This window comes from Sediminicola sp. 1XM1-17, from assembly GCF_037203765.1.
In the GTDB taxonomy this organism is placed as follows: domain Bacteria; phylum Bacteroidota; class Bacteroidia; order Flavobacteriales; family Flavobacteriaceae; genus Sediminicola.
Window position 1 is genome coordinate 1 of sequence record NZ_JBBCAS010000014.1, and the last position, 26,400, is coordinate 26,400.

A 26,400-nucleotide genomic window follows, 5' to 3' on the forward strand; every position below is an offset into this window, starting at 1 on the left:
GCAGGACTGGATTCTTTCCTACGTTTCACTGCGGAAAGGGCCTCGGGGGTGGCTTTACAAAGAAAACCAAGATCGCTACGCGCTCTGTTTTTTGGTTTTCAAGGTTTCGAGCAGGACTGGATTCTTTCCTACGTTTCACTGCGGAAAGGGCCTTGGGGGTGGCTTTACAAAGAAAACCAAGATCGCTACGCGCTCTGTTTTTTGGTTTCCAAGGTTTCGAGCAGGACTGGATTCTTTCCTACGTTTCACTGCGGAAAGGGCCTCGGGGGTGGCTTTACAAAGAAAACCAAGATCGCTTCGCGCTCTGTTTTTTCGTCTATCTCAAAAGCTGATGCAAGCATCGCTTTTGCGCTAAACGAAAAAACCAGATACTTTCGTATCTGGTTTTCTTTGTAGCGGGAACTGGACTCGAACCAGTGACCTTCGGGTTATGAGCCCGACGAGCTACCTACTGCTCTATCCCGCGATGTAGGCTGCAAAGATACAAAGCTTTTTTCCTATTATCAAAACATAAATCAATAAATCTTTTTTAATTACTTTCGGGCCACAACTACTTAATTCCATAACTTGAAAATTTTTCAGATTTTATGAAAGTATTCAACGATTTCTTGGCCGCCGTCTTGCCTTATACAGAGTGGGTTATGCTCTTTTTGATTATTGGTGGCGGATTGTTCCTGGTATTCTATTCCAAATTAATGCCCTACCGGTATTTTAAACATGCCATTGCCATTACGGCGGGAAAATATGATAAACCGGATGATCCCGGGGAGGTAAGTCATCTCCAGGCCCTTTCATCGGCCGTTGCGGCAACCGTTGGCCTAGGGAATATTTCTGGGGTGGCCATCGCCATTTATCTGGGCGGTCCTGGAGTGGTTTTTTGGATTTGGGTAACAGCACTGGTAGGGATGTGTATTAAATTTTATTCGTGTAGCCTCGCCATTATGTTCCGTGGGCAGGACAGTGACGGCAACCTTCAAGGTGGCCCTATGTACTATATCATGAAAGGGATTGGTCCAAAGGCCAAGCCATTGGCCATTTTCTTTTGTTTGGCCGGACTTTTCGGAGTGCTTCCGGCTTTTACCGTCAACCAATTTACCCAGACGCTGATGCGGGTGATACAACCCAATGAGAATATTGCACTATTGGGTGATTTCAATTGGAAGCTGGGGATAGGTATCGTCCTTTCTATCATTACATCCTTTGTTATTTTTGGCGGACTCAAGAAAATAGCCAAAGTGGCCACCACCTTGGTGCCTTTTATGGTCATGGTGTACCTGTTGGCTGTTATTTATATCATGATCGTGAATGCCGGACAAATTTTGCCCTCCTTGAAACTGATATTTGTAGAAGCCTTTAACATGAAAACTGCCGTTCAAGGCGGACTATGGGGCCTTGTCATTATAGGAATCCGTCGCGCTGTTTTTTCCAATGAGTCCGGTGTGGGTAATGCTCCTATGTACCATGGGCAGTCCAAGACCAATGAGCCCATACAAGAAGGATTGGTGGCCATGTTGGGGCCGTTTATAGATACCATTGTGGTCTGTACCTTGACTGCCATCGTAATTTTGTTGAGCGGAGCCCACCTATTGGCAGAGAATAACGGAATTGCCATGACCTTGATCGCTTTTGAAAAATCGCTCTATGGTGTGGGTGATGTCCTACTGATGGTGGTAGTGGCCGCTTTTGCCCTTTCTACCCTGTTCACCTATTCCTACTATGGTACCAAATGCCTTTCCTTTCTGACCAATGCCAAAATAGGAAAGTATTACAACCACATTTATATCTTAAGCATTACCTTTGCAGCAGTAGCTTCGGTAGACCTGGTGGTAAATCTGATCGATTTATCTTTTGCCCTTATGGTGATCCCCAACATGATTGCGGTACTCTATTTGGCACCCAAGGTAAACCAAGCAATGAAAACGTATTTTTTAAAGATAAAAGATGGCAGAGCATAAAGCAGGGTTTGTAAATATCATCGGGAACCCCAATGTGGGGAAATCCACGTTGATGAATGCATTTGTGGGTGAAAAATTATCCATTATTACATCCAAGGCACAGACGACCAGACATAGGATTTTGGGGATAGTGAACGGGGATGATTTTCAGATGATTCTTTCCGATACCCCTGGGATCATAAAACCGGCCTACGAGCTGCAATCTTCCATGATGGATTTTGTGAAGTCTGCCTTTGAGGATGCAGATGTACTGATCTATATGGTGGAAATTGGGGAAAAGGCACTGAAGGACGAAAGGTTCTTTGAAAAGATAAAAAATAGCAAGATCCCTGTTTTGCTCCTTTTGAACAAAATAGATGTATCCGAACAGGGTGTTCTGGAAGAACAGGTGCAGTATTGGCAGGAACAATTGCCCAATGCAGAAATACACCCTATTTCAGCTCTTCAGAATTTTAATGTGAAAGAGGTTTTTCACAGGATCATGGAACTGTTGCCAGATTCACCGCCGTACTATCCAAAAGACCAATTGACGGATAAACCAGAACGGTTCTTTGTAAACGAAACTATTCGTGAGAAAATCCTTCAACATTACAAAAAGGAAATTCCTTATTCTGTGGAAATCGATACGGAGGAATTTTTTGAGGATGAGGATATTATTAGAATGCGTTCTGTAATTATGGTTGAACGGGATTCCCAAAAGGGAATTATCATAGGTCATAAAGGATCTGCCTTAAAAAGGGTAGGAGTAGAAGCTAGAAAAGATCTGGAAAAATTCTTTGACAAACAGGTGCATTTGGAACTGTATGTTAAAGTGAACAAAAACTGGCGTAGCAATCCCAACCAATTAAAACGGTTCGGATACAACCAATAATCAGGGAGAGATGACCCTTGACATAAAAGAATAGAGCTCCTTCATTTGGGGCTCTCCTTTTTTTCTTCCTGTTCTGCCAAAGGCATATAAAGCAAACCAAATTACAAATAAGATCAAAAGAAACCCGATCTGAAGTCCGATGGGCTTCTCCAAGTACCAATTGGAGTAGGTCCATATTCCGATAATCGCGAATATTGTGGCGACGCCAAAATGTAGGAACATAAAAAATGTCCATAGCGTAGGACTTGGACCAAAGAGTCCTTGGATCCTACATGCACCATTATCCTCCTCATGCAGTTCCAAATGGAGTTCGGGGGTCCAAAAGCTCCGATGACCCAGTTCAAATTTAATAAAGAGATGATCGTCTATTCTTTTTATGAGAAAAGGTGATTGCCTGGTTTCTTCAAAAGAGGAAAGAACCAGTTCTTTGGACTTTTGTAGAGATAGTCGGAATCGGGGTCTTAAAACAATATTATTTGGCAGACTTTTCACAGGTACAATTGATTATGAAATAAAAGTTAGCGTTTTTCTTCAGATATTAATAGTACTTTTGCACCAAATTAAAGAAATATGAGTGCTATTGTAGCCATTGTAGGGAGACCTAACGTAGGAAAATCGACGTTTTTTAATCGGTTGATACAAAGAAGAGAGGCGATCGTAGATGCGGTAAGCGGGGTAACGCGCGACAGGCATTACGGGAAGAGTGATTGGAACGGACGGGAGTTTACCCTTATTGATACCGGGGGATATGTTTTGGGAAGTGATGACGTTTTTGAAGCGGAAATAGATAAGCAGGTAGAGCTGGCCATTGAAGAGGCGGATGCCATTATTTTTATGGTGGATGTGGAGACCGGTGTAACCGGTATGGATGAGGATGTTGCCGAGTTGTTGAGACGTCACAACAAACCTGTGCTATTGGCCATTAACAAGGTGGACAACGCCAAACGTGCCGAAGATGCCGTGGAATTCTATTCCCTGGGACTGGGAGAATATTATACCATTGCCAGTATCAACGGTAGTGGAACAGGAGACCTATTGGATGCCCTGGTAGAGGTATTGCCAGAGCATGAGCAAGTAGAAGAGAGCGAATTGCCGCGCTTTGCCGTGGTAGGAAGGCCCAATGCCGGAAAATCATCCTTCATCAATGCCTTGATCGGGGAAGATAGATATATCGTTACGGACGTTGCGGGAACTACAAGGGACAGTATAGATACCAAATACAACAGGTTCGGATTTGAATTCAACCTAGTGGATACTGCGGGAATCCGAAGAAAGGCCAAGGTGAAGGAAGATCTGGAATTCTATTCCGTAATGCGTTCCATCAGGGCCATTGAGCATTCCGATGTGTGTATCCTGTTATTGGATGCTACCAGAGGTTTTGACGGGCAGGTGGAGAATATATTTTGGTTGGCGCAACGCAACAATAAGGGGATTGTGATCTTGGTGAACAAATGGGATTTGGTAGAGGATAAGGAGACCAATACCATAAAACAATATACGGCCAAGATCAAACAGGCCATAGAGCCTTTTACCGATGTACCCATCCTCTTCATTTCCGTATTGACAAAACAACGGATCTACAAGGCTATAGAAACGGCCGTTGAGGTATATCAGAACAGAAGCAAAAAGATACAGACACGCAAATTCAATGATATTATGTTGCCCATCATTGAGAACAATCCGCCACCGGCATACAAAGGAAAATATGTTAAGATCAAGTTCTGTACGCAATTGCCAACACCATATCCGCAATTTGCATTCTTTTGCAATTTGCCACAATATGTAAGGGATCCTTACAAACGCTTTCTTGAAAATAAATTGAGGGAGCATTTCGATTTTACAGGAGTACCCATTTCCGTGTTCATGAGAAAGAAATAATTTTTTCATAAATATCTGTTAAGAGAGGTAAAGGTCTTAGTAGGTTAGATTATTTTCGAAACTTGCGTTAGCGCAATCAATCAAAAACCAATCTATGCCCAAGTTTCTTTACCTCTTCTTTATTGCCTTTCTTTTATCTTTTCAAATTAATGCCCAAGAGTTCCTAGTTAAGGGGACCCTTTTGGACGCATCATCCAAACAGCCTATGGAAGCGTCCACCATCTATGCCGAGTCCATTCAGGACAGTACCCTGATTACCTATACCATATCTGAACGGAACGGGACCTTTGCACTTGAAGGAAAAACTGCCCTCAAGGAAGTCATTCTCTACTTTTCCTATAACGGCTATAAGTCATTGGTGAAGAAAATTGCACTTAAATCGCAAGTGGATCTGGGGGTGATAGAAATGGAGGAGCAGGCACAGGAGCTCAAAGGGGTCCAGGTAACAGCGGAAAGAGTGCCCATCACCATAAAAAAAGATACGTTGGAGTTCAATGCGGATTCTTTTAAAACCAGACCCGATGCCACCGTCGAGGATGTGCTGAAAAAGCTTCCAGGTGTGGAAGTGGACAGCGATGGGAAAATCACTGTGAACGGTAAGGAAGTGAGCCAGGTGTTGGTGAACGGTCAGGTTTTCTTTAGTAGTGATCCCAAAGTGGCCACCAAAAGTCTGCCCAAAGAGATCATCAGTAAAATCCAGATTACCGATACCAAGACCAAGATCCAAGAATTTACAGGGGAAGCAGGGGATGGGGAAACCAAAACGATCAACCTGACCATAAAGGAAGATAAGAACAACGGGTATCTGGGCAGATTGGCCGCAGGGTATGGTACAGATGACAGGTATCAGCTGAGTGGACTCCTAAATTATTTTAAGGGACAGGAAAGGGTAAGTATTATAGCAGGGAGCAATAATATCAACAACAGTGGTTTTTCCTTTGATGAAATCTTCGATATGGTGGGTAATTCCGGTGGGGGCTTTTCCTTCAATGATTCGGGGGCTTTTAGTATTGGGGATATGTCGTTTGGATTTGGCCAAGGGATTACTACCTCTTCCAATATCGGAGCCAGTTATGCCAATCAGCAAAAGGATAAATTTGAGGTAGATGCCAATTACTTTTTTGCTTACAGCGATAACTTTAATAATGAGAAAACGTCTAGGGAGAATATCTTGCCAGATGGACGTTTTTTTACGGATACGGAAACCAATTTTAGCGGTACTACCAATTCTAGCCTAGGAGGGGCCAATTTGGAGTTTGATATTGATCCCACGTTTCGAATATCACTGCAGCCCAATATGAGTGTCAGTAGGACCAATGCTGTCAACGAAAGGAATACGCTGTCCAGTAATGAGGAAGGCAATCCAATCAACAGTAACAGTTCAATCACACGGGATGATGGCTATCAAAGTCGGTTTAAAAATAAATTGACCTTGTTCAAAAAGCTGGATACCCTTGGAAGATATATCCGTCTTTCCTTTTTCAATGATAATAGATTAAGTAGAAATGAAAGTAACTTTAATTCCATCCGAACCACTTTTGGGGATGATGGAAATGAGGATATTCTAGACCAAAAAACCAATAATAGAACAGATAGTGATTCTTATAACGCGGAATTTACCTATCGTCAGCCATTGGCTAAAGATATGTTTTTGGATTTTGGTTATGAATATGAAAACTATCTACAGAACAACACCAAAGGCGTGTTCGATTTTAATGCGGATTCCGGTGAATATGACAATTTTAATGGAGTGCAGAGTTCAGTCTTCAAATTTAGCAACATACAGCAGACACCTAGTTTGGGTATCAAGGGTAATGGCAAAAAGTTCCGATTTGGTCTAACGGCTCTTTATAAATTGACCAATCTTGAAAATTTCGACTTTCTACAAAACACTTCTTTTGATAAATCGTATGAAAATATATTGTTCAATGCAAACGCCAATTATACCATTGGAGAGAATAAAAACATAAGTATTTGGTCCCGTTCTAATTTGAATGTGCCTTCGGTAACCCAATTGCAGCCTATTCCCAATGTGAGTGATCCTTTAAATGTGGTGATTGGGAATCAAAACCTGGCCCCTGCTGTGAACACTCAATTATATCTGAACTATAATGATTACAACTGGAAGGACCGTACAGGTTTATTTGCGTATTTGGGGTTTCATTCAGAAAAGGGCAGGGTGTCAACCATTACCACAACCGATGAGGATTTGCTGCGAACCACCACCTACGATAATATTGATGGAAATTACTATTTAAATGGTGGGTTTGGCTATTCTAAACAGGTCAAAAAGGATAGTACCTACAGTATTAAATATAGTATTAGTCCATATTTTAATTATGACAAAAATATTGGGTTTACAAACGGGAGTCGTTTGGAAGCAGCTACCTTGTCGTTAAGCCCTAGGATAAATACCACTTTTAACTTTAGAGATCTGTTGGAGTTGGAGCCCGAATACCGAATAAACATAAGCGGGACCAAATACAATTTGGATGGCTTGGAAGATGTGAATTTCATTTCCCATAATCTTGGTTTCAAAACCACCACTTACTGGCCAGAAAATATAGTCTGGGGCAATGATATCAATTACAATTATAATGGTAACGTTGGTCCCGGCTTTGATAAGGATGCACTTTTTTGGAACATGAGCTTGGGCGTACAAATGTTGCAGAAAAATATGACCCTAAAAGTATTGGCTTACGATCTCCTGAACCAGAATATCAATACCCGAAGGACAACAGGGCAGGACTTTATACAAGATTTTCAGGGTACCGTTCTTCAGCGCTATTTTATGTTCAGTGCCACATTTAAATTCGATCAGTTTGGGGGTAAAAAGGATACTAAAAATAATATATACTGGATGGATTAAAGCTTGGTGTTGTTATACTGTTGACAATAATCTTACCAGCCTCCCGAGGAGCCGCCGCCACCAAAGCCGCCGCCACCAAAGCCGCCGCCAAAGCCTCCTCCTCCACCAAAGCCACCGCCGGAAGAAGAACCTCCGCCGAAACCTCCACGGCCCATGTTACTAAGGATAATGGCATCCCAGATATCAAAACCGCCACCCCGTCTTCCGCCATTTTTTCCGCCGCCCCTTTTGTTGCGGTTAGATAAAATGATCAGGATGATAAAAAATATGATAAAGGGTAAAAGTGATTTTAAGGGGAAACCGCGATTTTCCTTTTTGGTTCGGTCTTCCTTGAATTCGCCGGTCAATACCTGGAACATGGCATCGGCACCCTTGTCCAGTCCGCCATAATAATCCCCTTTTTTAAATTCAGGAATAATAATGTTCTCAATAATTCTTTTGGTCATGGCATCGGTCAAGGAACCTTCCACGCCATAACCGGTATTAATGGCCACCCTGCGGTCGCCTTTTGCCAAAAGCACCAGAACACCATTGTCCTTGTTCTCCTGTCCGATGCCCCAGGCCGCGCCCCATTGGGCTCCCAAATAATTAATGTTCTCCCCTTCAGTGGAGTTTATAATGGCCACCACGATCTGTGTGGAGGTGCTGTCCGAATACCGTATCAGTTTTTGCTCCAAGGATGTTTTTTCGGAGCTCGACAGTAAGTTGATATAGTCGTATACGCTGGTCTGCAGCTTAGGTTTTTCCGGTATGGAGTATTGCCCAAAGCTTATGGAAAAATTAAGAAAAAATAAAAGTAGAATACTAACTTTTAGATACCTCATTGCTCAGTTCGTTAGTATTGTTATGGTCCCAAGGAAAATGTTCTGCCAAAGCCTCACCGGCCTTAAGAACGCCATCTATGAGTCCTTGCATGAATTTCCGTTGCTTAAATTGTTTCTCAATGGCCTCTCTAGTGGTGTCCCAAAAATCTTTGGGCACCAAAGTATTGATGCCTTTGTCCCCTAAAACAACAAACCTCTTGTCATGGACCGCAACATAGATAAGTACCCCATTTTCTTCTTTGGTATTGTCCATTTTAAGATAATGGAATACCGCCTTGGCCCTTTCAAAATGGTCTTGGTCGGTATGCCTTTCTATATGTACCCTAATTTCTGCAGACGTATTTTTTTCCGCGCGCACAATGGCTGCCACCACGGCGGCTTCTTCTTCTGCGGTCAAAAAATCTTCTACTTGGGACATGGGGATGTTTTTAATTGAATTCAAATTCAACATCAGGGGCCTTCTCAGCTCCCGGATCTGCCTGGTATCTGGTCATAGGATCAAAATTGAACATACCGGCAAGGACGGAATTTGGGAATTTTTTGATGTGGATGTTGTAAATATTGACTTCTTCGTTAAATCTATTCCTTTCTACATTAATGCGGTTTTCCGTGCCTTCCAATTGCGCTTGTAATTCCAAGAAATTCTGGTTGGCTTTTAGCTCGGGATATCTTTCCACGGTTACCAGTAATCTTGACAAGGCAGAGGAAAGACCGGTCTGTGCTTCCTGGAATGCCGCCAATTTTTCTGGAGTAAGATTATTGGCGTCAATTGTAGTAGACGTAGCTTTCGCCCTCGCTTCAATAACATCGGTCAGTGTACCGCGTTCAAAGTCTGCAGCGCCCTGTACGGTCTTGACAAGGTTCCCAATCAGGTCATTCCTACGTTGGTAGGCACTTTCCACATTGGACCATTTGGTCTTTGCATTCTCCTCGTACTGTACGGCGGTATTGTTAAATCCTACGGCCCAACGGTATACCCCGAAGATGACGACTACAATTATAATTACTGGAATAAGCCACTTTTTCATGGATGGATGATTTTATTGTTAGTGTTAAAGTTGGTTTTTGATCTTAATAAGCTCTGCTTTGATCCCCTCTAATTTTGAAATGATATCAAAGGTGGAGAGCGATTTCTGTTTTTCTTCTTTTAAATGGGTTTTGGCCCCTTCCAGGGTAAAACCACGTTCTTTTACCAAATGGTAGATCAGCTGCAGGTTTTTTACATCCTGAGGGGTGAACTTTCTATTGCCCTTGGCATTTTTTTTGGGCTGAAGCACATCAAATTCCTTTTCCCAGAAACGGATGAGGGAGGTATTCACACCAAAGGCCTTGGCGACTTCCCCAATACCATAATACCTTTTTTCAGGAAGTTCTATATGCATCTTAATCCAGAGATTGGTTTTCTTGTGTGGCGTATTTCAACATGTTCTCAAACTCTTCCGCGGTCAAACTGCCGTAGTAGAAATTGATAGGGTTGATCCTGTCGCCATCTTTCCATACTTCATAATGTAAATGAGGGGCTTCGGAACGACCCGTACTACCGACAAAACCGATGAGATCACCGCGTTTTACGCGCTGTCCGGCTTTTACATTGTACTTGCTCAAATGTCCATAAAGGCTCATGTAGCCATATCCGTGTTCTATTCGAATATGTTTCCCATAACCCGAAGAATTATTATCGGCCCTGGTAACCTTGCCATCCCCGGAAGCGTAAATAGGCGTTCCTTTTGGGGAAGTAAAGTCCATCCCCCAATGCATTTTTCTCGCCTTGGTAAATGGATCCGAACGCCAGCCGTAACCAGAGGCCATTCGGGTCAGCCTATCATTGGAAATTGGTTGTATGGCCGGAATGGCTGCCAAAAGTTTTTCTTTTTCTGCCGCCAACTTGGTAATCTCGTCCAAGGATTTGGACTGTATCACCATTTGTTTTTGGATGATATCCAAACGTTTGGTGGTTCCAATGATCATCTCGGAATTATTGAAGCCCTCAAGGGATTTATAGCGGTTTACCCCTCCAAATCCTGCCCTTCGCTGTTCTTCGGGGATTGGGTTGGCTTCAAAATATAGGCGGTAGATATTGTTGTCCCTGTCTTCAATATTGGCAAGGACCTGTTCCATTTGCTCCATTTTCTTGTCCAACAGTTCAAATTGAAGCTCGTAATTTTTCAATTCACGTTGAAGGGAAAGTTCCCTTGGCGTATTTAAAATAGGGGTATTTAAAATGATGGCAAGTCCCAGTAGGCCAAAGATGGCAGAACCCAATAGAAAAAACGTCAAATTCCTATATTTCCTAGATTTTTTGGGCTCTATCTTTCGATATGAAAGCGTGTCCGGGTCGTAAAAATATTTTACTTTAGACATAAATGGAAATTATCCTATTTTTGTGCTCTTAATTATCGCAACAAACAAATATAAAAATTGTTTGGCACAATCAGCTAATTTTATAAAAAGCTTACCATTTTACATGAAATCCCAAGAAGCAAGAAATACGTTTTTAGAATTTTTCAAAGAAAAAGCCCACAAAATAGTGCCATCGGCCCCAATGGTCATCAAGGACGATCCAACCTTGATGTTCACCAATGCTGGGATGAACCAGTTCAAGGAGTTCTTTTTGGGGAACAGCATTCCCAAATCCAAAAGGGCCACGGATACCCAAAAATGCCTTCGGGTAAGCGGCAAGCACAATGACCTGGAAGAGGTTGGTAAAGATACCTACCATCATACCATGTTCGAGATGTTGGGTAACTGGAGCTTTGGGGACTACTTTAAGAAGGAAGCCATTGCTTGGGCATGGGAGCTATTGACAGAAGTATACAAAATTGATAAGGATAGCCTCTACGTTTCAGTTTTTGAGGGCAGCAAAGATGCCGATAACTTAGGGATGGATACGGAAGCCCTGGAGCTTTGGAAGGCCATAGTTCCTGAGGATCGCATCATATATGGAAATAAAAAGGACAACTTTTGGGAAATGGGGGATCAAGGCCCTTGTGGCCCTTGCTCGGAAATCCATGTGGATATCCGTTCCCAAGAAGAAAAGGCAAAGGTCTCCGGTGCATCCCTGGTCAACCAGGACCACCCCCAAGTGGTGGAGATCTGGAACTTGGTATTCATGCAGTACAATAGAAAGGCGGATGGCAGATTGGAGTCTTTGCCGGCCAAGCATGTAGATACCGGTATGGGCTTTGAACGCCTTTGTATGGTATTGCAAGGCGTTAAATCCAATTACGATACCGATGTCTTTACCCCCATCATTAGGGAGATTGAGACCATTACCAATTCCGAATACGGCAAGAATGAAGAGACCGATATCGCTATTAGGGTAATCGCTGACCATATCCGTGCGGTATCCTTTTCCATTGCGGACGGACAGTTGCCGAGCAACACCGGGGCAGGATATGTTATCCGAAGGATTTTAAGAAGGGCCATACGCTATGGTTTTACCTTCTTGGACACCAAGGAGCCCTTTATGTACAGATTGGTTCAGGTGCTTAGCAGTACCATGGGGCATGCCTTTCCAGAGCTCAAGGAGCAGCATCAATTGATAGAGAACGTGGTGAAGGAAGAGGAGCATTCCTTTTTAAAGACCTTGGACCAGGGATTGGTGCTGCTGGACAGTGTTCTGGCGAATGCCAAAGGAACATTGATCGACGGTAGAAAGGCTTTTGAACTTTATGATACCTACGGTTTCCCTATTGACCTTACCTCCCTTATTTTGGGCGAGCGCGGTTTTCAATTGGACGAAAAGGGTTTTGAAACGGCCATGCAGGAGCAAAAATCCCGTTCCCGTTCCGCATCCGAAGTGTCCAAAGAAGATTGGACCATTCTTTCAAATGATCAGGAACAGGAATTTGTTGGGTATGATAGGTTAGAGACCAACGTAAAATTGGTCAAGTATAGAAAAGTAACCTCAAAAAAGGAAGGGGAACAATATCAATTGGTATTCAATATGACCCCGTTTTATCCAGAAGGAGGAGGGCAAGTTGGTGACAAAGGTTATTTGGAGACTGCCAATGGGAATGTCATCTATATCTTGGATACCAAAAAGGAGAACAATGAAATATTACATTTTAGCAAGGACCTTCCCGATAATGTAACCGAGATGTTCAAAGCGGTAGTAGATCAGAATCAAAGACAGCGTACTGCTGCCAACCATACCGCCACACATTTGTTGCACCAGGCCCTTAGGGAAGTCTTGGGAACCCATGTAGAACAGAAAGGTTCTGCCGTTCATTCAAAATACCTGCGCTTCGATTTTTCCCACTTTGCCAAACTGACGGCAGAGGAACTAAGGGATGTGGAGGATTTTGTGAATGCCAGGATCGATGGTGGTATCCCATTGGAGGAGCGTAGAAGCGTTCCTATGGAGGAAGCTCTAAAAGATGGGGCTATGGCGCTCTTTGGTGAGAAATACGGGGATGCCGTACGCACAATCCGTTTTGGGAAATCTATAGAGCTCTGTGGGGGGACCCATGTGAAGAATACAGCCGATATTTGGCACTTTAAAATACGTTCTGAAGGTGCGGTGGCATCCGGAATCAGAAGGATAGAGGCCATAACATCAGATGCGGTCAAAGATTTCTATTTTGAGAATAATAAGACGTTGTCAGAAATTAAGGAATTGCTCAACAATGCACCAGATCCGAAAAAGGCCGTGGAAACCTTACAAGAGGAGAATAACGCCCTTAAGAAACAGGTGGAAGCCTTGTTGAAGGAAAAGGCAAAAAATGTCAAGGGAGACCTGATGAATGAACTGACCGAAGTAAACGGTGTCCAATTCCTAGCGAAAAAGGTAGATTTGGATGCGGCCAGTATCAAGGACCTTTCCTTTGAGATGGGAGCCAATAGGACCGATTTGTTCTTATTGTTCGCAACAGAGCAAGAAGGGAAAGCGCTGTTGTCCTGTTATATTTCCAAGGAATTGGTGGCCTCCAATAAATTGAATGCAGGGACCATTGTGCGTGAATTGGGTAAATTTATCCAAGGTGGAGGAGGGGGGCAACCTTTCTTTGCTACTGCCGGCGGTAAGAACCCTGCAGGTATTCCTGAGGCTTTGGACAAGGCCAAGGAATATTTGCAATAACAAGGAAGGTTCCCTCTAGAAGAGGGTAGAACATATGATAACAATAAAAGCACCCAATTGATTCTCTGATCATTTGGGTGTTTTGCCAAATAGAATACACCATGAAGCTTCAAACATTTGTGCCCTTGGAAAAAGCGCAGCAACCTATCGGTTACGATAGCCATATCCTTACATTGGGATCGTGCTTTGCAGAGCATATGGGCAATAAACTGGAGTATTTTAAATTTCAAGCAGTGCAGAATCCCTTTGGGATATTGTTCCATCCGTTGGCCATTGAAAATTTAATTACAAGGGCGATATTGGAGGAGCCTTATGCCAAGGCCGATGTATTCTTTTTAAATGAGCGTTGGCATTGTTTTGATGGTCATTCCATATTGAGCGATGCTTCCCAAGAAATCTTATTGGAACGCCTGAACATAGGGCTGGAACAAATAAGGGAACAAATAAAAATGGCCTCACATATGGTCATTACCCTTGGAACGGCTTGGGTGTACCGCAATAAGGTCTCGAATAAAGTAGTCGCCAATTGCCATAAGGTGCCACAAAAAGAATTTATCAAAGAACTACTCTCTGTTGATGAGGTAGCCTCAAGTTTGGAACGGATGATCGGACTGCTGAGGTCCAACAACACCGGGGTTCAGCTAATTTTTACGGTCTCCCCTGTACGTCACTTGAAAGATGGTTTTGTGGAAAACCAGCGCAGTAAGGCCCATCTGATCTCGGCCATTCATCTGGTCAGCGGTAAAGGTTTCGTTTCCTATTTCCCTTCCTATGAGATTATGATGGATGAACTGCGGGATTATCGCTTCTATGGATTGGATATGGTTCATCCCAACGAACTGGCCATCACTTATATCTGGGAGAAATTTAAAGAGAGCTGGATACAGGAAGCCGCTTATCCCATTATGGAAAAGGTAGAAGAAATCCAACGAGGGCTACAACATAGGCCTTTTGATCCAAATTCTGCCCAACATCTTACCTTTCTAAGGTCTTTGGAGCAGAAAATGAATGCCCTAAAGCAGTCCTATCCCTTTATGGATTTTGGGGGGTAACCCCCTTATCCTACCAGACTTTGGTCAACCAATGCAAGCCCATCGTCTATCAGATGGCCCAACTTCGGATTTTCCTGTTTTACCTTTTCAAGGTGATTGGCAATTTCGGCAGCAAATTCCTCGTCCCCATTGCTTACTGCCAATTCATACAGCTCTACCGATAGCAACCAGTCCTTGGGGTAGTTCGACTTGACCTCCTGAAAGACTTTGTTCCTGGAGATGGTTGTGTTGGTACCTTCCCTAAAATCCCTGATCTGTTGATATAGCAATTCCAATTGGGTGGTCTCCTTGGTCTTTTTGGCCTTTATGGTGGTCTCAGTAAGTTCGTGGGATACCAGATCAAAACTGTTGAGGTCTGCAGGACCGTTAAAGGCAGAAAGTACCTTTTCTCCCACCGCCATATGGTACAAGCCCCATTTTGGTTGGAACAAGGTCTCACCATTATAGGTTACGGTACAGTTTTCAAAAGTGATCAGAAGAATCTTGCCCTGAAGGTTTCTGGTGCCCGTAATGATATCACCGGTCACCTTTACGCCACTTTCAAATTCCAAGGTAACGGTTTCCCCTTCATATATGTGATAGGCCTTAAGGTCCCTTGGGCTCATATCCTCAATGGCCAAGTTGATCCCTTTTAATTTTCCGATGGGAGAACCAAAACCTTCTGCATGGTGTTTGGTGCTGTGGCCTACCAGTTCTTTTTCCCTATAGGAAAGAGCGGTTTTGCCCTTTGTACTTATATAGGCAGGCTTCCCGTCAAATTCGATCACCCGATCAAAAACCCCGGAAATCTGCAGTCCGGTACTAAGTTCTGCCGTTCCCAAGGCATTGGAATTGATAAGCTTGGCAATTCCCTTGAGGCCCCCTGTACGCAATGCCATAGTATTGGCAAACTCTTCCAGGACCTGGCTCAAAAATGCAAAATCTGGCGTTACAAAAAGTTGTGGCTGAGGTTTTGTAATATCGAAGGAGGTGTGTGCTGCTTCAATGGAATACGGAATCTTTTTAACTTCATCGGTCATGCACCACGCACTTTCACCAATGGAGGAAAGGAGTCCGGCCCCATATATTTTAGGTTGCTCTACAGTATTGATCAGACCGTATTCTACCGTCCACCAGTGCAAGTTTCTGATCAGGGCCATCTCACTGGGTTCCCCCATGTTCTGCTGTAGGTCCTCAATTAATTTTTCTGCCCGGTCCACTTCTTCCTGTGGTGTATCAGCTGCTTCCTTGATGATGGACAAATGTCGTACAGCCTCATATAATTCGTAATCCTTGGCACTAGAAATGGCCTTACAGCCAATTTCCCCGAAACGCCTTAAGTATTCCGCATATTCAGGGTTGGCAATAATAGGGGCATGGCCAGCACCTTCATGGATAATATCGGGCGCCGGGGTATATTCAATATGGTTCAATTGCCGGATGTCGGAAGCGATGACCAACACATTGTAAGCCTGGAATTCCATGAATGCCGAAGGTGGTATAAATCCGTCCACGGCAACAGCTGCCCATCCTATTTCCTTAAGGATGCGGTTCATCCCGTACATATTGGGAATGTGGTCTATGGAAATACCCGTTTTCTTTAGTCCGTCCAAATAACTTTTATGGGCAACCCTGCTCAGATAGTCTACATTCTTCCGCATGACATACCGCCAAACAGCTTGGTTGATGGAGGTGTAATCATCATAGTTCTGTGGTTTTATATACTGCTTAAGGTGCTTTGGAAGTTTATCTAAAATATGATTGCTCTTGTAGGACATCGGTATTTATTTTAACGGTATAAAGATACAAAAAATGATGTGATAGTTTTCTTTGGAAAAGAGGTATGGAAATAAAAAACCGCCCCATCAGGACGGTTTCAACTACAATATTTTTGACTATTTGGAGGCTGTCATTGGAGGGTAGGCCTTCATGATTTCTGAAACGAACTCTTTGATCCGTTCCTCTTTCTTTTCTATATTTCTAGTGTTGTTCAAAGTGCCAACCCCTCTTCCTTGCCATACCAATTCTTTGTTTTTGGTGTCTATCATATCAATATATAGGGATCCTTCGGTTCTTGTGCTTACGTTGTTGCCACCGCCCCAACCAAATCCAGGGCCCCAGCCAAATCCAGGTCCCCATCCCCAATAGTAGGGACTCCAGCCCCAGCCAAATCCGCCTCCCCAATAATTGTTGTAGACGTCTACCTGCTCGCGCTCTTTGGTAAAGATGCTGATCAGAACATCCGGATCGTTCGATTTTACAAAGCCTTTGGAAGCCATTTCATTCTCAATAGCCTTTAAAATTCTCTTCTTGTCCAAGTCAGAAATTTGGGCCTTGTCAATGCCGGTCTTATAAAAAGCGTAGGATTTAAAAGCGTTGAAATTAACTTCCCTGTCGTAATCGGACAATACTCTTACCGAGGTACAAGAACCCAATAACAGTAGGAATAGCAATGGAGCGGTCAATAAAGCGAATTTTTTCATAGCGATAGTTTTTATGTTAAGGAAACGCAATTTCTTATAAAAATGCTTCAATAATCATGCCGAAAATATACTGCGCCTATCTTCTATTTGTTCGTTTGTTGTATCCATAGGGACAGTGTCTACAGCCACTTTCACAGCAATACCCTCTCCTTAAATGGTATTTTTCGGTAAATACCTTGTAGCCCTCGGGGGATAGATAAAAGTCGCCCTCTTCCAAAGGAATAATTTTCTTCATCACCGTAAAATTAGGTTAAATCCCATGAATAGGGAAAGATTTAAGAATTTTTAACCAAGTACAAAGGTTGAGTCATAGCGGCCATTACACGCATGCCTCGGTTGTTTAAAGCATCAATAATTTGTATATTCCTTTAATGAGTTTAATAAACCCAAGGTAAATGGTCGTAATATTTAAATACATTTTTCGCCGTAATTATGTGGGACTTACCCTTTGGCCTTTTATCATTCTTAAAAATACTGCGCTGCGGGAAGATCTAATCCTCATAAACCATGAAAGGATCCATCTCAAACAACAATTGGAGCTTTTGGTGCTTCCTTTTTACATAATCTATGTGTTGGAATGGATGTTCAGATCTATCCTGTACTTAAATACCTATAAGGCCTACAAGAACATAAGTTTTGAGAGAGAGGCCTATGAGAATGAAAAGGATCTGGAATATTGTAAGAATAGAAGGCCGTTTGGCTTTATTAAATATATTTGGGGCAGAAAAGCAAATGTGTGAAGGTTTACAATCAACAAGTTGAACTATCCATCTTAAAGGAAAAGGGTGTGGCGCTCTATATAAAGCGGGAAGACCTGATCCATCCATTTATATCCGGTAACAAATTTAGAAAGCTGACCTATAATTTAAAGGAAGCCAGATACTCGGGTTTTGATACCATTTTGACCTTTGGGGGTGCTTTTTCCAATCATATTGCGGCTACAGCCTATGCGGGCAAAGAGCATGGGTTTAAAACCATTGGCATTATCAGAGGGGAAGAGTTGCATGACCGTTGGCAGGAAAACCCCACCCTTTTGTGGGCAAAAAAGCAGGGTATGGAATTCAAATTCATAACCCGACAAGCGTACCGCCATAAAGAAAGTCCAGAATTTCTAGGGCAACTTAAAGAAGAGTTTGGATTGTTCTATGCCCTTCCTGAGGGCGGTGCGAACGCCTTGGCCGTCAAGGGCTGCGAGGAAATATTAACGGCCCAGGATGCCATCTTTGATGTGATCTGTGCCTGTGTAGGTACCGGGGGGACCATTGCCGGATTGATCAACGCTGCAGAGGCACATCAAAAACTTATAGGTTTCCCTGCATTAAAAGGTGATTTTTTGAAGAAAGATATTTGTAAATTTGCCCCAAGGGGAAACTGGGAACTGAATACCAGTTATCACTTTGGAGGCTATGGAAAGGTGACTTTGGAGTTGATAGAATTTATGAACGCATTTAAATTGGAAACCTCCATTCCCTTGGATCCGGTATATACTGGCAAAATGCTATATGGAATTATAGACTTGGTCCGCAAGGATCATTTTAAGCCCAATACCAATATTTTGGCAATACATACGGGAGGTTTACAGGGAATAGCTGGCATGAACCTTGTTTTAGAAAAGAAAAATTTACCATTGATTGAACTATGATACAACGAATAGGCTTAATTGTGCTTCTAGCCATTTTTTTAACGGGCTGCGGGGCCAAAAAGAGAACGTCCAATAGCCATAGGGATAGAAGACACCAAACCACAACGGTCAGTAGAACCTTGGAACCTAGGAAAGTGCAAAAAGATGATTCCGATAAATATCCTTTACCCGACGACAATGGTAGCTTTGTAAAATTTCCCATTGCAACAACCCAAGAATATATTGAAACTTTTGCCGAGATTGCAAAATTTGAAATGAAGGCCTATGGCATCCCCGCCAGTATAACCCTGGCACAAGGTATCTTGGAGAGTGGGGGAGGAAGGGGAGCACTCACCATGCGGACCAATAACCATTTTGGGATAAAATGCCATACCGGATGGACAGGTGATTATGACTACCACGATGATGATGAAAAGGGCGAGTGTTTCAGAAAATACAACCATCCCATGTATTCTTTTAGGGACCATAGTGAATTCCTGTCCTCCAGGTCCAGATACGCTTCCCTGTTTCAATTGGATGCCGATGATTATAAAGGATGGGCACAAGGCCTAAGCGATGCAGGTTACGCCACTGATAAACGATATCCCCAAAAATTGATTTCCTTTATAGAGCAGTATGGACTCCATAGATTTGATAAGGAAGTGGCCAATGAAGGCTATGTGGTCAAAAAAGTGGCAAAGGATTACGATTATAAGGTACATGTCGTAGCCAAAGGAGATACCCTGTATTCCATTTCACGCAAGTATTTTGTTTCTGTGAACGAATTGATGAAAATGAATAAAATGGACAATAGCAACCTGGCCATTGGTCAGGAGGTGATTGTCAAATCCGAAACAATCAAAAAATAAATATGATTTATAAAAGAAGTAGTGCCTTATTTGATGAGGCACAACAATATATTCCTGGTGGGGTAAATTCCCCGGTAAGAGCTTTTAAGGCTGTTGGTGGTGATCCTATATTTGTAAAAGAGGCCAAAGGGGCCTATCTCTATGATGAGGATGGAAATAAATTAATTGATTATATCGCATCCTGGGGCCCCATGATCTTGGGACACGCCCATGAACCTGTGGTAAATGCGGTCATAGAAAAGGCAAAAAAAGGGACCTCTTTTGGAATGCCTACCGAAATAGAGACGGAACTTGCCAAACTGGCCGTTTCCATGGTTCCCAATATCGATAAGATCAGATTTGTAAACAGTGGCACGGAAGCCTGTATGAGCGCTGTGCGTTTGGCAAGAGGGTTTACCGGAAAGGACAAGATCATTAAATTTGCGGGTTGTTACCATGGACATTCCGATTCCTTCCTAATTCAGGCCGGAAGCGGGGCAGTGACCTTTGGGAGTCCAAACAGTCCCGGTGTTACCCAAGGGACGGCCAAGGATACCCTTTTGGCCACCTATAATGATCTTGCTAGTGTACAAGCATTGACGGAGGCAAACAGGAAGGAGATAGCTGCAGTGATCATAGAGCCTGTTGCAGGAAATATGGGATGTATTATCCCAGATGAAGATTTTATGAAAGGGCTTCGGGACCTTTGTACCAAAGAAGGCATATTGTTGATTTTTGATGAGGTAATGACCGGCTTCCGTTTGGGAAGGGGTGGTGCCCAACAGGTTTTGGGAATCGATGCCGATATTGTAACTTTTGGAAAAGTAATCGGTGGGGGACTGCCCGTTGGTGCTTTTGCGGCCAGAAACGAAATCATGGATTATTTGGCGCCAGTTGGCCCGGTTTATCAAGCAGGAACGCTAAGTGGAAATCCATTGGCTATGAGCGCTGGGTTGGCCATGTTGACAGAGCTGAACAATAAGCCTGAAATATTCCGCAGTCTCGCCGATAAGACTGCCTATCTCCATAAAGGCTTTGATAGGGTTTTAAAGGGTAAGAATATCCCTTACCAGATCAATAGGTTTGGATCTATGATCTCCTTACATTTTACCGACAAACCTGTGGTAGATTTTGCCTCCTCGGCAAAAGGCAACAACGAGACATTCAAAAAATTCTTCCATGGGATGCTTTCCCAAGGGATCTATCTGCCGCCTAGTGCATTTGAGAGTTATTTCCTTAATGAGGCACTGACCTATGAAGATTTGGATGCTACCATTACTGCCCTGGAAACCATCGTTCCCCAATTGCAGTAATCAGGTCAAAATTTGGAAAGCCCCTTACTTTATTTTAAGTAAGGGGCTTTTTTTTGTTACATGCTTTTTAAAGTGTGGAACGGCGTTTGTTACTTGGGCTTGTGGTGCGTATTGCGTCCAGTGACACCCTTTCTTTGGTGGTGTCCTTTTCGTTGCTGCATTTTTTCCCATTTTTCAAACTGCTCCTTGGATAACAACTGTTTCATTTGTGATTTTTGGGCTATGCGTTGGTCCAACCTTGCCGTATGCATGGCATAGCGTTCTTCGGATGTAGGTTTGGTCACTTCGCCACTTTCCCTTTTAACTTTCATTTCATTCATTCTTGCCATACGGCTGGTTGCTTCTTCCAGATTAAAGTCCTGCATCTGCTTTTGTTGCGTCGCAGTCAGGTCCAGGGCCAAGGTCATCCGCTTGGTCTGTAAGGTTGCCATTTGTTCCGGTGACAGATCTTTTAGATTTTCTCTTTGCCTGTGCTCTCTTCTTTCATTTTGGGCTAGGCCTATAAAGCCTATCATTAAAAGCCCTACTAGAATTACTTTTTTCATCAGTGATTAATTTATAGGTTACCACTATAGGATGGCTTCTTTGACCATTGGTTTAAAAGGCGATGGTAAATTGGGAGTCTTTTAACTACTGGAAGAAAAAAATGAAGATCTGGGCCTTCATGGTAGTGTTGACAATGTAAAGTTCAGAAATGCACTGAAAACCAAACAAAAAAAAATCAGGTGTATGTAGGGATACACCTGATTAGAACTTATAAGTAGGATCGGTATTTTCTTTTTAAGATTATTCTATGATATCCAAGCTGGCAACTTTATTTGCATTTAAATCGTTGTTGTCAACTTTATTCATTTCAATTGTTTCAACAGTGGTTGAAGTTTGTTCCAATTGCGGTTCTAAACTATAGTAGGTAGCCGCCGAGGCCATGAAACAAATAAAATACAGTAGGCTTTTAATTTTCTGAGACATAAACTTGGGATTTTAATCTGGATTAAAAGTATAGCAATTTAGGATTCAAAAATAAAATATGTTGTGAAAGTCGGTTTTTATGTGGTGTAGAAAACCGTATTAATAATTTCTTCGATGAACGGTCACAAAATAGAAAAAGGTGTGGTTTTTCGACCACACCTTTTTGGGAAATTTTTCTTTTATGTACCAGCCCTTATTTAGGGTCCAAAACCATTTCGATGCGTACCAAAGCATCCTGTAAATGGTATTTGCTCATACTGTCAGAGGTTCTTGGGATGGCATTTCGTATATCGCGCTTCAGCAAGTTCATTTCTGCCCGTGCTACGGAACGAATATCGGACTGACTCGTGTTCAAAACGGTATACTGTCTGCTGCCCCATCTTCCTGATGGAGGGGTAAGGTTTTCGGCTGTCATCAAATAGGTCAGACGGTCTATATGCGCCTTCTGGAGGTTTCTCCTATAGGTGTCAATTTTTCTTCCGGCCCTCAACTCGGACCAGATGCCATTGCGTAGATCCTTGGTCACGTCCAATAGGGCGTAAGCTTCCTTCCCATTGGCTGTCTCGTTCTCAATGATCCTCGCGATGGTGCCTAAACTTAGAATGTTGTCCAATGTCCTGACCTGTAGCGCCCTGACCCTTTCCACAGATCCAGAGTTCTCTATTTTGTTAAAAATATTCTGATCCAACAACCATTCCGGAGTCGTGAACAATTGTCTCTGAACAAAATCCATCGCCTTTTGCTGATGGTCTTTGGCCACATGGGTGTAAACAGCACCCTCCTGATCATAGGTTTTGTAGTACTCGTAAACACCTCCGATGTTGTTGGATACATGTCCCATATACCTGTTGTATTGGCTCAATACCTGTTGGTACAGGTCTCCGAGGTCTTCGTAGTCCTTACCGTCTTCGGCTGTCCAGGTGATCAGGTTGGGAACGATTCTTTTTAAATTTTCAATGCCGTAGTCACTTGCTTTTATTGCATCGTCACCCAAATCTTCAGTCTGCGAACTTGGGTCTACCACATCGCGTTGCTGACTTCCAAATCTGTACATAGGGTCTCCCGCATGTTCCAGGATCCAGCTGTCCAAAACAGCTTTCTCTTCCACCGCACTCTTATCAAGAATAGGCCTGTACCCCCAATTGATGGAATATTTATCATAGATCCCAATATTGGGCATAAGGGCCACACCCTCATCTCCAGGCTGTGCCACATAATTAAAACGGGCATAGTCCATAATAGAAGGGGCCGTACCGTATTTCTGGGTAAACGCTGCCGAACGTAGTGAGTCTACGGGGTAGGCAACACTACTGCCCATATTATGGGGAAGTCCCAGGGTATGTCCCACCTCATGCGAGGATACAAAGCGTATTAAGCGTCCCATAACTTCGTCTTTGAACTGTACCCCCCTGGCATCCGGATTGATGGCGGCCGTCTGAACAAAGAACCAATTGCGCAATAGGGTCATTACATTGTGGTACCAGTTGATGTCCGATTCCAAAATTTCCCCACTACGTGGGTCACTAACGTGTGGTCCATTGGCATTGGGTATTGGGGAGGCCAAATAGCGCACTACGGAATAGCGAACGTCTTCCGGTGACCATTCCGGATCTTCCTCCTTTGTTGGTGGATCCTTGGCGATAATGGCATTTTTAAAGCCTGCAGCCTCAAAAGCTACCTGCCAGTCTTCTATCCCTTGTTTGATAAAGGGTACCCATTGTTTGGGGGTGGCCCTATCCACATAATACACGATTTGTTTTTTGGGCTCCACGAGTTCCCCATTGGCAAATTTCTCTTTGTCCTCGTCCTTAACTTCCAATCTCCATCGATCCAAATAGCGAATGGTTTTACTCTTTTGTGCATCCAGTCCGTAATCTACCTGACCTCTGGCAAACCAGCCTACGCGCTCATCGAAATATCGGCGCTTCATAGGTTCTTTGGGCAGCAAGATCATGGAGTTGTTTATTTCTATGGAAATGGAGCCAAGGCTCTCATTGGAAGGGGCATCCCCGGCAGCATACGTCTTCACGTGTCTTGCCTCTATATTGAGTGGGTAACTTTTTAATGTTTCGATATAGCTCCTGCTATCATCCAAACGGGACACTTTATATTGTTTTCTGTAATATTCAGGCATTCCCAAGGCATTGACATCTTTTTCAAAGAAGTCGTTCACCTCAATTACAGTCGCGGTATTGGCTGAATCCTTATGGATAGCCTTTATTGGAAAGGTGTACAATACGGGCTCAAAATTTGAATTTACCACAGCTTCGTGAACTGGTAGGGAGTCTGCAGCAACAACATCATGGGAAACAACCCTTAAAAGAACCTTTTTAGGTGTTTTTTCCCAGCGGAGTACCTGGGTATTTATTTTTCCCCCACCAAAGCCTATGCCGCTAGCTGTTTTGGAAATTCGGCTCACCATTAACATTTCCCTATTGAAAAGGGAGTCTGGAATCTCATAATAGTGTTTGTCCTCTACCTCATGAACGGCGAACAGGCCTTTATCGGTTTTGGCATCCTTGGTAATTACCTTGTCATAAGGTTGAATACCATCTTTTTTGGGTTTTGCACTGTCCTCTGTTTTTTCTTTTTTCTTTTTCTTGAAAAGTTGGGCCTCGGCAGGTGCGGAATAGCCCAATACCAAAAGAAGCATCAGCAACTTTGGGAGTAATTTTTTAGTCATTTTAGGTCAATTTTTTTTTGATTTCCTCAAATAACCGAAAAATAAACGCATTTTTTTGTTAATAAAATCATAACCAGCAAATTGTTGCACCCCTTATATTTCATCTATGGAAAGGTATCAAAGGGCTGATTCAAATTAGATGGTTATAGGAAATAATAAAGGGATTGGCCAGTGAAATTTATTTAAACAACTGTACTTCAGTGTATAAGATAAGTGTTTCCCAATGCTGCCGTTCGGGCACACAGCAATAATATGAGGTGGATCGCATCCCTGGTTGAACTTTATTTTTTGAGAATTAATTTAAAAGCCTGCTGCGATGAAAGTAGGGAGGCTATAGCTGAAAATTCTTTTCCTGTAACATCCCTAAGTGCTCACTATCACGTATATATAAATATAAAACATTGGTTTTACAAAACTTGTTTTTTAGATTAGTCAGATAAAACCCCTATGTTATTAGGGGTTTTGTTTTTTTATTAGAACAGGAAGGGTATGACCCATTGGAACATCAAAATTAGGATCACCACAGAAATAAGGTTCAGCACCAATCCCACTTTGGCCATTTGTGACACTTTGATATAACCACTTGCAAAAACAATGGCATTGGGTGGGGTGGCCATGGGAAGCATAAAGGCGCAGCTGCTGGCCATGGTAACGGGTATAAGAAGGTAAACGATCGGGACATTTAATCCAATGGCTATACCCGCAACAACAGGAGCCAGAACGGCTATTAAGGCCACGTTGCTCATAAGTTCGGTCATAAAGAGCATCAAAACGATGAGCAGGGAGGCTGTCAGCAATACACTAATGTTACTAGTGGCAATGGCCTGTGTCACCATATCCACAATACCACTGGCAGACATTCCGTTGGCCAGTGCCAATCCACCTCCAAAGAGTACCAATATTCCCCAGGCCAATTTTTCGGTGTCGTTCCAATGGAGGATAAAATCCCCTTTTTTTAAATTATGGGGAATGGCGAAAAGGGCCACTGCGGCTACCATACTGATTATGGTATCGGACAGACCAAGTTTTGGGAATATTTCGTTGATCAAGGTTCTAAATATCCAAAGAAATACGGTGACACCAAAAATGATCAGTACCATTTTTTCTTTCGAAGAGGTGGGACCTAATTTGTCCAGTTCAGCCTGGATAACCTGTTTGGAGGCCGTAAACTTCAATTGCTTGTTGGGGAACATCCATTTCACCAGTACCAAATAGCTGATGGCTACCATCAGGACGGAAAAGGGTACGCCTATAACCATCCATTTTAAGAAGGAGATTTCTATGTTATATTCATTTTCCAAAAGGCCAATCAGAACAGAATTGGGAGGTGTCCCGATAACTGTGGCAATGCCGCCGGCATTCGCTGAAAAAGCGATCCCCAACATAACGCTCAAAGCAAAATTCTTATCATCCTTGGTAAAGCCGTCTTCGTCATGAATCAGGAGTTTGATAACGGAAATAGCAATGGGGAGCATGACCACAGTACTGGCGGTATTACTGATCCACATACTCATGGCGGCCGTAGCTATCATAAAACCAAGCACCACCTTATTGGGCGTGGTACCGGTGATCTTAATAATGTTGAGTGCAATCCGTTTGTGAAGATTTACCTTTTCCAAGGCAAGGGCCAAAATAAAGCCTCCAAAGAACAAAAATATAATGGGACTTCCGTAATTGGCCCCAACATCATCTATGGACATTACCTTGAGCAACGGAAACAGGATCAAGGGCAATAAGGCTGTAACGGAGATGGAAACAGATTCGGTGATCCACCAGAGTATCATCCAAACAGCCACAGCGACTACAGGGTCGCCCGTTTCAGAGATGAGATGAAAAGGCAGGTTGATGATAATCAAAAATGCGATAGGCCCTAATAGGAGGCCCATTTTTTTACTTAGGTCCATGGTTGGTTTTTAAAATCCCTAAGCTATACTTTTTAGAACAGTTTTAAAAATAAAAAAGAGGGGCTAGAACC

General features: G+C 43.0%; 24 protein-coding genes and 1 tRNA gene. 11 read left to right on the plus strand and 14 right to left on the minus strand.

The window, feature by feature from the left end; all coding sequences use genetic code 11:
- On the plus strand, positions 1 to 396 hold a 396-nt coding region (locus WAA86_RS15045; RefSeq protein ID WP_337301847.1), incomplete at its 5' end, for a hypothetical protein.
- Here WAA86_RS15045 and WAA86_RS15050 read toward each other — a convergent pair.
- Positions 394 to 466: transfer RNA gene (locus WAA86_RS15050), tRNA-Met, on the minus strand. The two genes, WAA86_RS15045 and WAA86_RS15050, sit on opposite strands and share 3 nt — an antisense overlap.
- A 121-nt stretch (positions 467 to 587) precedes the next feature.
- Between WAA86_RS15050 and WAA86_RS15055 the strand changes: the two genes are divergently transcribed.
- Complete coding sequence (locus WAA86_RS15055) at positions 588 to 1,955, plus strand: alanine/glycine:cation symporter family protein (protein ID WP_337301848.1); 1,368 nt, start codon at positions 588 to 590, stop codon at positions 1,953 to 1,955.
- On the plus strand, positions 1,942 to 2,826 hold the full coding sequence (gene era, locus WAA86_RS15060) for a GTPase Era (RefSeq protein ID WP_337301849.1): 885 nt from the start codon (positions 1,942 to 1,944) through the stop codon (positions 2,824 to 2,826). Before WAA86_RS15055 ends, era begins: the two co-directional genes overlap by 14 nt.
- Here the strand turns inward: era and WAA86_RS15065 are convergent, their stop codons facing one another.
- A complete protein-coding gene (locus WAA86_RS15065) occupies positions 2,827 to 3,318 on the minus strand; it encodes a GTP-binding protein (protein ID WP_337301850.1) in 492 nt (163 codons plus the stop codon).
- A gap of 78 nt (positions 3,319 to 3,396) precedes the next feature.
- On the opposite strand from WAA86_RS15065, the gene der reads away from it, so the two are divergent.
- Together der and WAA86_RS15075 are read left to right on the plus strand one after the other, a co-directional pair.
- The gene (der, locus tag WAA86_RS15070) at positions 3,397 to 4,704 is read left to right on the plus strand and encodes a ribosome biogenesis GTPase Der (RefSeq protein ID WP_337301851.1); all 1,308 of its coding nucleotides are present in this window, start codon (positions 3,397 to 3,399) and stop codon (positions 4,702 to 4,704) included.
- Positions 4,705 to 4,798: 94 nt separating this feature from the next.
- On the plus strand, positions 4,799 to 7,573 hold the full coding sequence (locus WAA86_RS15075) for an outer membrane beta-barrel protein (protein ID WP_337301852.1): 2,775 nt from the start codon (positions 4,799 to 4,801) through the stop codon (positions 7,571 to 7,573).
- 32 nt (positions 7,574 to 7,605) lie between these two features.
- On the opposite strand, the gene WAA86_RS15080 is transcribed toward WAA86_RS15075, so the two are convergent.
- The 5 genes from WAA86_RS15080 to WAA86_RS15100 are packed head-to-tail and all read right to left on the minus strand — an operon-like array spanning position 7,606 to position 10,758.
- On the minus strand, positions 7,606 to 8,397 hold the full coding sequence (locus WAA86_RS15080; RefSeq protein ID WP_337301853.1) for a TPM domain-containing protein: 792 nt from the start codon (positions 8,395 to 8,397) through the stop codon (positions 7,606 to 7,608).
- The gene (locus tag WAA86_RS15085) at positions 8,378 to 8,815 is read right to left on the minus strand and encodes a TPM domain-containing protein (RefSeq protein ID WP_337301854.1); all 438 of its coding nucleotides are present in this window, start codon (positions 8,813 to 8,815) and stop codon (positions 8,378 to 8,380) included. Before WAA86_RS15085 ends, WAA86_RS15080 begins: the two co-directional genes overlap by 20 nt.
- A gap of 10 nt (positions 8,816 to 8,825) precedes the next feature.
- On the minus strand, positions 8,826 to 9,425 hold the full coding sequence (locus WAA86_RS15090) for a LemA family protein (protein WP_337301855.1): 600 nt from the start codon (positions 9,423 to 9,425) through the stop codon (positions 8,826 to 8,828).
- A 24-nt stretch (positions 9,426 to 9,449) separates the two neighbouring features.
- Positions 9,450 to 9,779 (minus strand): MerR family transcriptional regulator, encoded by a 330-nt coding sequence (locus tag WAA86_RS15095; protein WP_337301856.1) that lies wholly within the window; start codon positions 9,777 to 9,779, stop codon positions 9,450 to 9,452.
- A 1-nt stretch (position 9,780) separates the two neighbouring features.
- Positions 9,781 to 10,758, minus strand: coding sequence for a M23 family metallopeptidase (locus WAA86_RS15100; protein WP_337301857.1), 978 nt, complete (start codon positions 10,756 to 10,758; stop codon positions 9,781 to 9,783).
- 103 nt (positions 10,759 to 10,861) lie between these two features.
- On the opposite strand from WAA86_RS15100, the gene alaS reads away from it, so the two are divergent.
- The gene (gene alaS / locus WAA86_RS15105) at positions 10,862 to 13,477 is read left to right on the plus strand and encodes an alanine--tRNA ligase (protein WP_337301858.1); all 2,616 of its coding nucleotides are present in this window, start codon (positions 10,862 to 10,864) and stop codon (positions 13,475 to 13,477) included.
- A 101-nt stretch (positions 13,478 to 13,578) separates the two neighbouring features.
- Positions 13,579 to 14,529 carry a GSCFA domain-containing protein gene (locus WAA86_RS15110; protein ID WP_337301859.1) on the plus strand — a complete coding sequence of 317 codons (951 nt, stop codon included), beginning with the start codon at positions 13,579 to 13,581 and terminating at the stop codon, positions 14,527 to 14,529.
- A gap of 5 nt (positions 14,530 to 14,534) precedes the next feature.
- Here the strand turns inward: WAA86_RS15110 and WAA86_RS15115 are convergent, their stop codons facing one another.
- The 3 genes from WAA86_RS15115 to WAA86_RS15125 form a co-directional block, all read right to left on the minus strand.
- Entirely contained in the window at positions 14,535 to 16,286 is a 1,752-nt protein-coding gene (locus WAA86_RS15115; RefSeq protein ID WP_337301860.1) for an aromatic amino acid hydroxylase, read from the minus strand.
- 117 nt (positions 16,287 to 16,403) lie between these two features.
- The gene (locus WAA86_RS15120) at positions 16,404 to 16,991 is read right to left on the minus strand and encodes a DUF4136 domain-containing protein (RefSeq protein WP_337301861.1); all 588 of its coding nucleotides are present in this window, start codon (positions 16,989 to 16,991) and stop codon (positions 16,404 to 16,406) included.
- 76 nt (positions 16,992 to 17,067) lie between these two features.
- Positions 17,068 to 17,226 (minus strand): DUF5522 domain-containing protein, encoded by a 159-nt coding sequence (locus tag WAA86_RS15125; RefSeq protein ID WP_337301862.1) that lies wholly within the window; start codon positions 17,224 to 17,226, stop codon positions 17,068 to 17,070.
- Positions 17,227 to 17,386: 160 nt separating this feature from the next.
- On the opposite strand from WAA86_RS15125, the gene WAA86_RS15130 reads away from it, so the two are divergent.
- Genes WAA86_RS15130 through hemL form a run of 4 tightly spaced genes read left to right on the plus strand, consistent with a single transcriptional unit; the run spans position 17,387 to position 20,773 of the window.
- Entirely contained in the window at positions 17,387 to 17,731 is a 345-nt protein-coding gene (locus WAA86_RS15130) for a hypothetical protein (RefSeq protein WP_337301863.1), read from the plus strand.
- Positions 17,728 to 18,633: a 1-aminocyclopropane-1-carboxylate deaminase/D-cysteine desulfhydrase gene (locus tag WAA86_RS15135; protein WP_337301864.1), complete on the plus strand. Its 906-nt coding sequence runs from the start codon at positions 17,728 to 17,730 to the stop codon at positions 18,631 to 18,633. The genes WAA86_RS15130 and WAA86_RS15135 overlap by 4 nt, the downstream gene beginning before the upstream one ends.
- Complete coding sequence (locus WAA86_RS15140; RefSeq protein ID WP_337301865.1) at positions 18,630 to 19,481, plus strand: glucosaminidase domain-containing protein; 852 nt, start codon at positions 18,630 to 18,632, stop codon at positions 19,479 to 19,481. Before WAA86_RS15135 ends, WAA86_RS15140 begins: the two co-directional genes overlap by 4 nt.
- Positions 19,482 to 19,483: 2 nt before the next feature.
- Positions 19,484 to 20,773, plus strand: coding sequence for a glutamate-1-semialdehyde 2,1-aminomutase (hemL, locus tag WAA86_RS15145; protein WP_337301866.1), 1,290 nt, complete (start codon positions 19,484 to 19,486; stop codon positions 20,771 to 20,773).
- A gap of 89 nt (positions 20,774 to 20,862) precedes the next feature.
- Here hemL and WAA86_RS15150 read toward each other — a convergent pair whose 3' ends face one another.
- From WAA86_RS15150 to WAA86_RS15165, 4 genes are all read right to left on the minus strand, one after another.
- Positions 20,863 to 21,318: a hypothetical protein gene (locus WAA86_RS15150; RefSeq protein WP_337301867.1), complete on the minus strand. Its 456-nt coding sequence runs from the start codon at positions 21,316 to 21,318 to the stop codon at positions 20,863 to 20,865.
- Between the two features lie 241 nt (positions 21,319 to 21,559).
- On the minus strand, positions 21,560 to 21,742 hold the full coding sequence (locus WAA86_RS15155; RefSeq protein ID WP_337301868.1) for a hypothetical protein: 183 nt from the start codon (positions 21,740 to 21,742) through the stop codon (positions 21,560 to 21,562).
- A gap of 193 nt (positions 21,743 to 21,935) precedes the next feature.
- The gene (locus WAA86_RS15160; protein ID WP_337301869.1) at positions 21,936 to 24,425 is read right to left on the minus strand and encodes a zinc-dependent metalloprotease; all 2,490 of its coding nucleotides are present in this window, start codon (positions 24,423 to 24,425) and stop codon (positions 21,936 to 21,938) included.
- Positions 24,426 to 24,898: 473 nt separating this feature from the next.
- Positions 24,899 to 26,329: an SLC13 family permease gene (locus WAA86_RS15165; RefSeq protein ID WP_337301870.1), complete on the minus strand. Its 1,431-nt coding sequence runs from the start codon at positions 26,327 to 26,329 to the stop codon at positions 24,899 to 24,901.
- Between the last annotated feature and the right edge of the window lie 71 nt (positions 26,330 to 26,400).

Coding starts and splice junctions, on each gene's coding strand:
- WAA86_RS15055 (WP_337301848.1), top strand. CDS start 588: ATGAAAGTATTCAACGATTTCTTGGCCGCCGTCTTGCCTTATACAGAG.
- era (WP_337301849.1), top strand. CDS start 1,942: ATGGCAGAGCATAAAGCAGGGTTTGTAAATATCATCGGGAACCCCAAT.
- der (WP_337301851.1), top strand. CDS start 3,397: ATGAGTGCTATTGTAGCCATTGTAGGGAGACCTAACGTAGGAAAATCG.
- WAA86_RS15075 (WP_337301852.1), top strand. CDS start 4,799: ATGCCCAAGTTTCTTTACCTCTTCTTTATTGCCTTTCTTTTATCTTTT.
- WAA86_RS15080 (WP_337301853.1), bottom strand. CDS start 8,397: ATGAGGTATCTAAAAGTTAGTATTCTACTTTTATTTTTTCTTAATTTT.
- WAA86_RS15085 (WP_337301854.1), bottom strand. CDS start 8,815: ATGTCCCAAGTAGAAGATTTTTTGACCGCAGAAGAAGAAGCCGCCGTG.
- WAA86_RS15090 (WP_337301855.1), bottom strand. CDS start 9,425: ATGAAAAAGTGGCTTATTCCAGTAATTATAATTGTAGTCGTCATCTTC.
- WAA86_RS15095 (WP_337301856.1), bottom strand. CDS start 9,779: ATGCATATAGAACTTCCTGAAAAAAGGTATTATGGTATTGGGGAAGTC.
- WAA86_RS15100 (WP_337301857.1), bottom strand. CDS start 10,758: ATGTCTAAAGTAAAATATTTTTACGACCCGGACACGCTTTCATATCGA.
- alaS (WP_337301858.1), top strand. CDS start 10,862: ATGAAATCCCAAGAAGCAAGAAATACGTTTTTAGAATTTTTCAAAGAA.
- WAA86_RS15110 (WP_337301859.1), top strand. CDS start 13,579: ATGAAGCTTCAAACATTTGTGCCCTTGGAAAAAGCGCAGCAACCTATC.
- WAA86_RS15115 (WP_337301860.1), bottom strand. CDS start 16,286: ATGTCCTACAAGAGCAATCATATTTTAGATAAACTTCCAAAGCACCTT.
- WAA86_RS15120 (WP_337301861.1), bottom strand. CDS start 16,991: ATGAAAAAATTCGCTTTATTGACCGCTCCATTGCTATTCCTACTGTTA.
- WAA86_RS15125 (WP_337301862.1), bottom strand. CDS start 17,226: ATGAAGAAAATTATTCCTTTGGAAGAGGGCGACTTTTATCTATCCCCC.
- WAA86_RS15130 (WP_337301863.1), top strand. CDS start 17,387: ATGGTCGTAATATTTAAATACATTTTTCGCCGTAATTATGTGGGACTT.
- WAA86_RS15140 (WP_337301865.1), top strand. CDS start 18,630: ATGATACAACGAATAGGCTTAATTGTGCTTCTAGCCATTTTTTTAACG.
- hemL (WP_337301866.1), top strand. CDS start 19,484: ATGATTTATAAAAGAAGTAGTGCCTTATTTGATGAGGCACAACAATAT.
- WAA86_RS15150 (WP_337301867.1), bottom strand. CDS start 21,318: ATGAAAAAAGTAATTCTAGTAGGGCTTTTAATGATAGGCTTTATAGGC.
- WAA86_RS15155 (WP_337301868.1), bottom strand. CDS start 21,742: ATGTCTCAGAAAATTAAAAGCCTACTGTATTTTATTTGTTTCATGGCC.
- WAA86_RS15160 (WP_337301869.1), bottom strand. CDS start 24,425: ATGACTAAAAAATTACTCCCAAAGTTGCTGATGCTTCTTTTGGTATTG.
- WAA86_RS15165 (WP_337301870.1), bottom strand. CDS start 26,329: ATGGACCTAAGTAAAAAAATGGGCCTCCTATTAGGGCCTATCGCATTT.